Genomic DNA, 8239 nt, shown 5'->3' on the forward strand with positions numbered 1-8239 from the left:
CGATGAAGCAAGCAATGTCACCGGAAGAAATCAAAGCCCAAAAGCCTTACCTGGACTGGAGCCTGAGCGAAGCGGAATACAACTACATCAGTGAACAGCTCCTGGGGCGGTTGCCAAACTACACGGAAACCGGCCTCTTCTCCGCAATGTGGAGCGAACACTGTTCTTACAAGAAGTCCAAGCCGGTCCTCCGGCTCTTCCCCAACACAAACGCCCGGGTGCTCCAGGGACCTGGTGAAGGCGCCGGGGTCGTGGACATTGATGATGGGCAGGCGGTTGTCTTTAAGGCCGAAAGCCATAACCACCCGACGACCGTGGAACCCTACCAGGGGGCCGCAACTGGAATCGGCGGTATCCTGCGGGACATCTTTAGCATGGGTGCCCGTCCGGTAGCATCGCTTGATTCCCTTCACTTTGGCGAACTGACTGACGCGTAGACGAAGATGCGGGTTACCGGAACCGTCCGCGGAATCGGTGACTACGGAAACTGTATGGGGATTCCGACGGTCGCTGGGGAAACGACCTTTGATCCTTGCTACCAGGGCAACGTCCTCTGCAACGCCATGAGTGTTGGCCTGATGGACCAGAAAGACCTGCAAAAGGGGAAGGCGGCCGGAATCGGCAACGCGGTCATGTACGTCGGTGCCAAGACCGGCCGGGATGGAATCCATGGTGCGACCTTTGCCTCCGCGGACTTTAGCGACGAAAACGCGACCCAGCGTTCCGCTGTCCAGGTCGGGGATCCCTTTATGGAAAAACTCCTGTTGGAGGCCTGCCTGGAGGTAATCACGAAGTACCCCGACTGGCTGGTCGGCATCCAAGATATGGGTGCCGCCGGAATCGTTTCCTCCAGTGCCGAAATGGCTTCCGAGGGGAACAGCGGGATGGAACTAGACCTTGACCTGGTACCCCAGCGTGAAAGCGGGATGTCGGCTTACGAAATCATGCTCAGTGAGTCCCAGGAACGGATGCTGCTCTGTGTTAACAAGGGCCACGAGGAAGACGTCAAGAAGGTCTTTGACTTTTACGACCTCGAGGCGGTCACCATCGGCCGGATCACGGCTGGTCACCAGTACGTCCTCCACCATGACGGCGAGGTGGTCTGTGACATTCCGGTCAGCAGCCTGACCGACGACGTGTTGGAAGAACACAGTGAGGAAAAGAAGCCCGCACGGATCGTTGCGGCTGAACAGGCACCCGCTTGGCAGCCCCGCATTACGGACGTGGAAGCAACCCTCCGCTCCCTGCTCCAGCAAAGTACGGTTGCCGACAAGAGCAGCCTTTACCAGCAGTACGACTCCCAGGTTCGGACGAACACCGTTGTCGGTCCCGGCAGTGATGCTGGGGTAATCCGGGTGCGGGGAACGCACAAGGGCCTGGCAATGACCACCGACGGCAACGGCCGCTTCGTCTACCTGAGCCCGAAGGTTGGTGGTCAGATTGCCCTAGTTGAAGCGGTCTGCAACATCATCGCCAGCGGGGCCGAACCATTGGCGATTACTGACTGTCTTAACTACGGTGACCCGAACGACCCGGAAATTTTCTGGGAGCTGCACCAGTCCGTCCAGGGGATGGCAAATGCCTGCCGGGTCTTTGATACCCCGGTCATCTCCGGGAATGTTTCCCTGTACAACGAAAATAATGGTCAGGCTATCCACCCGACCCCGATGGTGGGGATGGTCGGCCTGGTCAAAAACCTCGACCACGTTATTCCGTCCTTTGCCCAGCATCCTGGCGACCATGTTTACCTGGTAGGGCAGACCGGCGACGACTACGCGGGTTCCGAACTGCAAAAAATGCTTCAGGGGGATATCAGCGGGACGTTAGCTGATTTCGAGCTGGAAACCGTCCGTGACTACCTGCACCGCCTGCTCAAGCTAATGCAGGCTGGTAAGGTTGCCAGCGCCCATGACCTCAGCGAGGGCGGCCTCGGGGTGGCCTTGAGCGAAACCCTCTTTAAGACGGACCTGGGGATGGACCTCGACCTGCGTCATTTGACCGCGGACCAGTTCTTTAGCGAAACTCCGGGCCGGCTAGTTGTGACTGTACCAGCGGAAGCCGCCGCGGACTTTGAAAGTGCTATGGGCGGGGATGCCACAATGGTTGGGACCGTTACTAATAGCCACTGGCTGCAAGCCCGGCTAGCAGACGCGGAGGTAAACCAGAGCGTGGCTGAACTGCAAAAACTATGGGAGGAGGCACTGCCTTGCCAGCTGAAATCAAAGGATTAAATGAAGAGTGTGGCGTCTTCGGCGTCTTCGGGGCGCCCGACGCTAGCCAACTGACCTACTACGGTCTCCATACCCTGCAACACCGGGGACAGGAGGGTGCCGGAATTGTTTCTAGCGATGGCAAGCAGCTGTACCAGCACCGTGACAGGGGACTGCTGGCGAAGGTCTTCGCAGACCCGGCAGAGTTGAAACGCCTGGTGGGCGACGCGGCAATCGGCCACGTTCGCTACGGGACCAGCGGTCATAACTCGATTGCCAACGTCCAGCCATTCCTCTTTCGTTTCCACGATGGTGACGTCGCCCTGGCCCACAACGGCAACTTGACCAACGCGGTCACCCTGCGGCGCCAATTGGAAGACGAGGGGGCGGTCTTTCAGTCCGACTCCGATACGGAAATCTTGATTCACCTGATTCGCCAACACATCAAGGAGGGCTTTATCCCGGCCCTGAAGAAGAGCCTCAACCAGGTCCACGGCGGCTTTGCCTACTTGCTCTTGCAGCGGGATCGCCTGATTGCGGCCCTCGATCCGAACGGTATTCGGCCCCTCTGCATTGGTCAGCTGGCTAACGGCGCCTATGTGGTGGCCAGTGAGACCTGCGCCCTGGACATTATTAACGCCAAGTTCGTCCGCGACGTCCAGCCGGGTGAGCTGATTATCATTGATCGCGACGGCCTCCACATCGACCACTACACGACGGATACCAAGCTGGCAATCTGCTCGATGGAGTACATCTACTTTGCCCGGCCGGATTCCATCATCCACGGGGTGACGGTTCACAACGCCCGCAAGGAGATGGGCCGGCGTTTGGCCCAGGAACATCCAGTTGACGCGGACATCGTCATCGGGGTACCGAATTCCTCCCTTTCGGCGGCCTCAGGTTATGCCGAAGCCAGCGGTCTTCCCTATGAGATGGGCCTGATCAAGAGCCAGTACGTTGCTCGGACCTTTATCCAGCCGACCCAGGCGTTACGGGAACGGGGCGTTCACCTGAAACTGTCTGCTGTTCGCGGGGTGGTCAATGGCAAGCGGGTCATCGTGGTCGACGACTCGATTGTCCGGGGGACGACCTCCAAGCAGATTATCAAGATGTTACGGGACGCCGGGGCGAAGGAAGTACACATGCTGATTGCGTCACCGCCGTTCAAATTTCCCTGCTTCTACGGGATCGATATTTCCACCCGGTCGGAACTGTTTGCGGCCCACTACTCAGTCGAAGAGATGCGGCGGCAGATGGGGGCGGATTCGCTCAGCTTCTTGAGCGTTGAGAGCTTAATCAAGGCCATCAACGTTCCTGACGCCGGGGATGCACCGTATGGCGGCCTGACAGTGGCCTACTTTAATGGCGACTACCCGACGCCGCTGTACGATTACGAGGCGGGTTACCTTAAATCGCTGAATGCACAGGAGCAGCGTGAACGAAAGGAGCGTGCGCGGCAATGAACCGTTATCAAGAAGCTGGCGTTGACGTCAATGCCGGTTACGAATTAGTAGACCGGATCAAGAATGCAGTGAAGTCTACGAACCGGCCGGGCGTGGTTGGTGGCATCGGCAGCTTTGGCGGCTTGTTCGACCTCGGTGAGTTACACGTGAAACACCCGATCCTGGTTTCGGGAACTGATGGTGTTGGTACTAAATTAATGATTGCCCAACGCCTTAACAAGCACGACACGATCGGCATCGACGTGGTTGCCATGTGCGTCAATGACGTGCTGGCCCAGGGCGCCGAACCGCTCTACTTTCTTGACTACATCGCCACCGGCCACAATGACCCGGCCAAGATGGCGGCAATCGTCACTGGGGTTGCCCAGGGTTGCCGGGACGCCGGCACCGCTTTGATTGGTGGCGAAACGGCGGAAATGCCGGATATGTATGCCCGGGACGAATATGACCTGGCGGGAACCGTGACGGGCGTGGCCGAAAAAGGTGAAATGCTGACGGCAGACCGCCCGGCAGCCGGGGACGTCCTGCTTGGCCTCCCGTCTAGCGGCCTCCACTCCAACGGCTTTTCCCTTGTCCGGCAAATCCTCTTCAAGGACCACCAGCTGGCCTTGGACGCGCGCCCGGCTGAATTAGCGGGGCAGACGATCGGTGAAGCCCTCCTGACGCCGACGAAAATCTATGTTCGGCCGGTCCTGCCGCTGGTCCGCCAGGGGCTGGTTAACGGGATTGCCCACATCACCGGCGGGGGCCTCATTGAGAACCTGCCGCGGATGTTCGGCGACCACTTGCAGGCCGTTGTCAACGCGGGTAGCTGGCCGGTACCACCGATTTTCACCTACCTGCAAAAACTCGGGGGCCTCCCGCTAGCAGATTGCTGGCAGACCTTTAATATGGGGCTTGGCCTGGTCCTGGCTGTCCAGCCGGAAAAGCTGGCGGCGGTGCAGGCGGCCCTGACCGATGCGGGACAAGAAAGCTACCAGGTTGGCCGTCTGCAAGAGCGGCCGGCTGGGGCAGCAAAGATTGAAATTAAGTGAGGCGTGCAGCATGAGAGTAGCGATTTTTGCTTCCGGCAACGGAACGAATTTTGAAGAACTAGCCCAGCACTTTCAGGCCGGCAACCTGCCAGGGGAACTAGCCCTGCTGTTTTGCAACCACCCGGACGCACCGGTGATGGGACGGGCAGCGCGGCTCGGTGTCCCCGCCGAAAGTTTTACGGTCAAGGAAAGCGGCGGCAAGCTGGCCTATGAGCAGCGGGTGCTGGCCGTCCTGAAGCAGTACCGGATCGACTTCATCGTCCTGGCCGGCTACCTGCGGGTGGTTGGCCCGACGATCCTCGATGAATATGACCACCGGATTGTCAACCTGCACCCGGCCTGGCTGCCGGAGTACCCGGGCCTCCATTCCATCGAACGGGCCTTTAACGATGGCCGGACCCAGACCGGGGTAACGGTCCACTACATCGACGCCGACTTGGACGCCGGGCCGGTGATTGCCCAGTGCCACGTGCCGATTTTGCCAGACGACACGGTGGCGAGCTTGGAAGAGCGGGTTCACGCGACAGAACACCAGTTATACCCATTAGCACTACGAGAAGCACTGTTGGCAGCAGGAGAAAAGGAGTATTAAGAATGAAACGAGCATTGGTAAGCGTATCTGATAAGGCAAACCTGGTTCCCTTTGTTCAGGGGCTGGTCGACAACGGCTACGAAATTGTTTCTACCGGGGGTACCAAGCGGGTCTTGGACGAAGCGGGCATTTCGACCATTAGTATCGAGGACGTTACCCACTTCCCTGAAATCCTGGATGGGCGGGTCAAGACCCTCAACCCCTATGTTCACGGTGGCCTGTTAGCACGGCGGGAACTGCCAGAACACATGGCAACGCTGGAGAAGCTCAACATCACGCCAATCGACCTGGTTTGCGTCAACCTATACCCATTTAAGGAAACGATTGAACAGCCGGACGTCAAGCTCGCCGACGCAATTGAAAACATCGACATTGGTGGCCCAAGCATGGTTCGGTCCGCGGCGAAAAACTACCGGGACGTGACCATCGTCGTTGACCGGGCCGACTATGACCAGGTGCTGGCGGAAATCGAGGCGGACGGTGATACCAACCTCGCTACCCGGACCAAGCTCGCCGCCAAGGCCTTCCGCCACACCGCCGCTTATGATGCCCTGATTTCTCAATACCTGACCAAGCAGGACGGGCTGGAAGACCCAGAGCAGCTGACGTTGACCTGGGACCTCAAAGAAACGATGCGCTACGGGGAAAACAGCCACCAGAAGGCCTGGCTCTACGAGGACGCCCTGCCAAAGAGTTTCTCAGTTCTTTCGGCTAACCAGCTCCACGGGAAGAAGCTGTCCTACAACAACATTAAGGACGCTGACGAGGCCCTGCGGTGTATCCGCGAATTTGACGAACCAACTGTCGTAGCGATGAAGCACATGAACCCGTGTGGGATTGGTCGGGGTGAAAACCTGGAACAGGCTTGGGACCGGGCCTATGAAGCGGACCCGGTATCAATCTTCGGTGGGGTAATTGCCCTGAACCGTCAAGTAGACCTGGCAACGGCCGAGAAGATGCACAAGCTCTTCCTGGAAATTATCATTGCACCGGGCTTTGACGACGATGCCTATGCCGTACTGGCAAAGAAAAAGAACCTGCGCCTGCTGACCGTCGACTTTAGCAAGAAGGACGAGGACATCCGCCACGAAGTTGTTTCCGTCATGGGCGGGATGCTGATGCAGGAACAGGACGTCCTAGATGAAGACTACCACGACTGGAAGTGCGTCACGGAGACCCAACCGACGGAAGCCCAGCTCCGGTCACTGGCCTTTGCCTGGAAGGCCGTTAAGCACGCCAAGTCGAACGCCATCGTGGTAGCAAATGACGAACGGACGCTGGGCGTCGGCGAAGGTCAGCCTAACCGGATTGACTCACTCAAGATTGCCGTTCAACACGCCGGTGACGCGATTGACGACCGGGCGGTGATGGCGAGTGACGCCTTCTTCCCGTTTGGCGACTGTGTTGAGTACGCCGGCCAGCACGGGATCAAGGCCGTGGTCCAACCGGGCGGCTCGATTCGCGACCAGGAGTCGATTGAGATGGCAAACAAGTACGGGATTGCAATGGTCACGACGGGGGTTCGCCACTTCCGCCACTAGAAAGATTGTGAGGAGAAGCAGATGGCAGGACAAGTAAACGTGTTAGTAGTTGGTGAAGGTGGTCGGGAGTTTGCGATTGCCAAGAAACTCCAGGAGAGTCCCCACGTCAAGCAGGTGTACTGCGCGCCCGGCAACGTGGGGATGCCGACCGTCGGCGTCCAACCGGTGGCGATTGCGGAAACCGACTTTGCGGGGCTGATCAAGTTTGCCAAGGAGCACGCGGTGGCCTGGACCTTCGTTGGCCCTGAAGACTGCCTGGTCGACGGGATCGTGGACGACTTCGCGGCGGCCGGCTTAAAGGCATTTGGCCCCAACGCCCGGGCCGCCCAGCTCGAGGGTTCCAAGGATTACGCGCTCAACTTCATGAACAACTACGGGGTGCCGACTGCCCGCCATGCCTCCTACCGGGACCAGACCGCGGCCCTCGCGGAAATCGACCAGTTTGGCTTTCCGTTGGTAATCAAGGAAAACGGTCTGGCAGGTGGTAAGGGAGTTGTGATCGCCCAGGACCACGCTACGGCCGTTCAGACGGTCAAGGAGATGTTTGCCAGCGGTCAAGCCCGGCTGGTGCTGGAAGAATGCCTGGTCGGCCCGGAATACTCGATGTTTGTCCTGCTGAGCAATGGTCACTACCGGATCCTGCCGATGGCCCAGGACCACAAGCGGGCCTACGATAGTGATAAGGGACCGAATACCGGCGGCATGGGCGCGTACAGTCCGCTGCCCCAGCTGAGTGCTGCGGACCGCCAGGCGATGGTTGACCAGGTAGTCGTGCCCACGGTTAACGGTCTGGTGGCTGGTGGCTACCACTACCACGGCATTCTCTACATCGGCCTGATTATGACGGCTACTGGTCCGAAGGTGATCGAATATAACGTCCGCCTAGGCGATCCCGAGACCCAGGTGATCCTGCCCCGGCTGCAGACCGACCTCTTTGAGCTGGTTGACCGGGCGTTAAACGATCAACCATTGCCAGAGGTGGTCGAGGATCCGCGGGCCAGTTTCGGGGTGGTTCTGGCGTCGCAGGGCTACCCGCAAAAGCCGGTCCACGGCCAAGCCCTTGGCAAGTTCCCGACCGCGGCCGGGGTTGAGATCGACTACGCCAACGTGGCGGGAAGTCTTGCCGATTTGCGGGGTGCTGGTGGCCGCCTGCTGATGGTGCTGGCCCAAGCTGATTCCCTCGCGGCTGCCCATGACCGCGTCTACGACTACCTGGCGGCACTGGATGAGCCGGAGTGCTTCTACCGGACCGACATTGGTGCGAAGGCGGGATTATAGCTTATAACTTGCAAAAGCGTCCGAACGCTGCACGAGAGTAGCGATTGGCCGCTTTTTGAGTTCCATAATAAAAAAACTCCAGAGTTTGGCTAAGGCACTATGTCCAGTCAAGTATACAGGT

General features: G+C 58.9%; 5 protein-coding genes and 1 pseudogene. All 6 read left to right on the forward strand.

The window, feature by feature from the left end; translation table 11 throughout:
- Positions 1-2 precede the first annotated feature (2 nt).
- The 6 genes and pseudogenes from purL to purD all read left to right on the forward strand — a co-directional run bounded on the left by purL (position 3) and on the right by purD (position 8118).
- Positions 3-2231: pseudogene (gene purL / locus FC49_RS04270) on the forward strand (phosphoribosylformylglycinamidine synthase subunit PurL).
- A complete protein-coding gene (gene purF / locus FC49_RS04275; protein WP_003712898.1) occupies positions 2207-3673 on the forward strand; it encodes an amidophosphoribosyltransferase in 1467 nt (488 codons plus the stop codon). The pseudogene purL and the gene purF overlap by 25 nt, the downstream one beginning before the upstream one ends.
- Entirely contained in the window at positions 3670-4707 is a 1038-nt protein-coding gene (gene purM, locus FC49_RS04280; protein ID WP_056984379.1) for a phosphoribosylformylglycinamidine cyclo-ligase, read from the forward strand. The genes purF and purM overlap by 4 nt, the downstream gene beginning before the upstream one ends.
- Positions 4708-4717: 10 nt before the next feature.
- Complete coding sequence (gene purN, locus FC49_RS04285) at positions 4718-5299, forward strand: phosphoribosylglycinamide formyltransferase (RefSeq protein ID WP_003715027.1); 582 nt, start codon at positions 4718-4720, stop codon at positions 5297-5299.
- Positions 5300-5301: 2 nt separating this feature from the next.
- On the forward strand, positions 5302-6840 hold the full coding sequence (gene purH, locus FC49_RS04290; protein ID WP_056984380.1) for a bifunctional phosphoribosylaminoimidazolecarboxamide formyltransferase/IMP cyclohydrolase: 1539 nt from the start codon (positions 5302-5304) through the stop codon (positions 6838-6840).
- A gap of 21 nt (positions 6841-6861) precedes the next feature.
- Positions 6862-8118: a phosphoribosylamine--glycine ligase gene (purD, locus tag FC49_RS04295; protein ID WP_003715023.1), complete on the forward strand. Its 1257-nt coding sequence runs from the start codon at positions 6862-6864 to the stop codon at positions 8116-8118.
- The last annotated feature ends 121 nt before the right edge of the window (positions 8119-8239 follow it).

This window comes from Limosilactobacillus oris DSM 4864, assembly GCF_001434465.1.
GTDB lineage: Bacteria > Bacillota > Bacilli > Lactobacillales > Lactobacillaceae > Limosilactobacillus > Limosilactobacillus oris.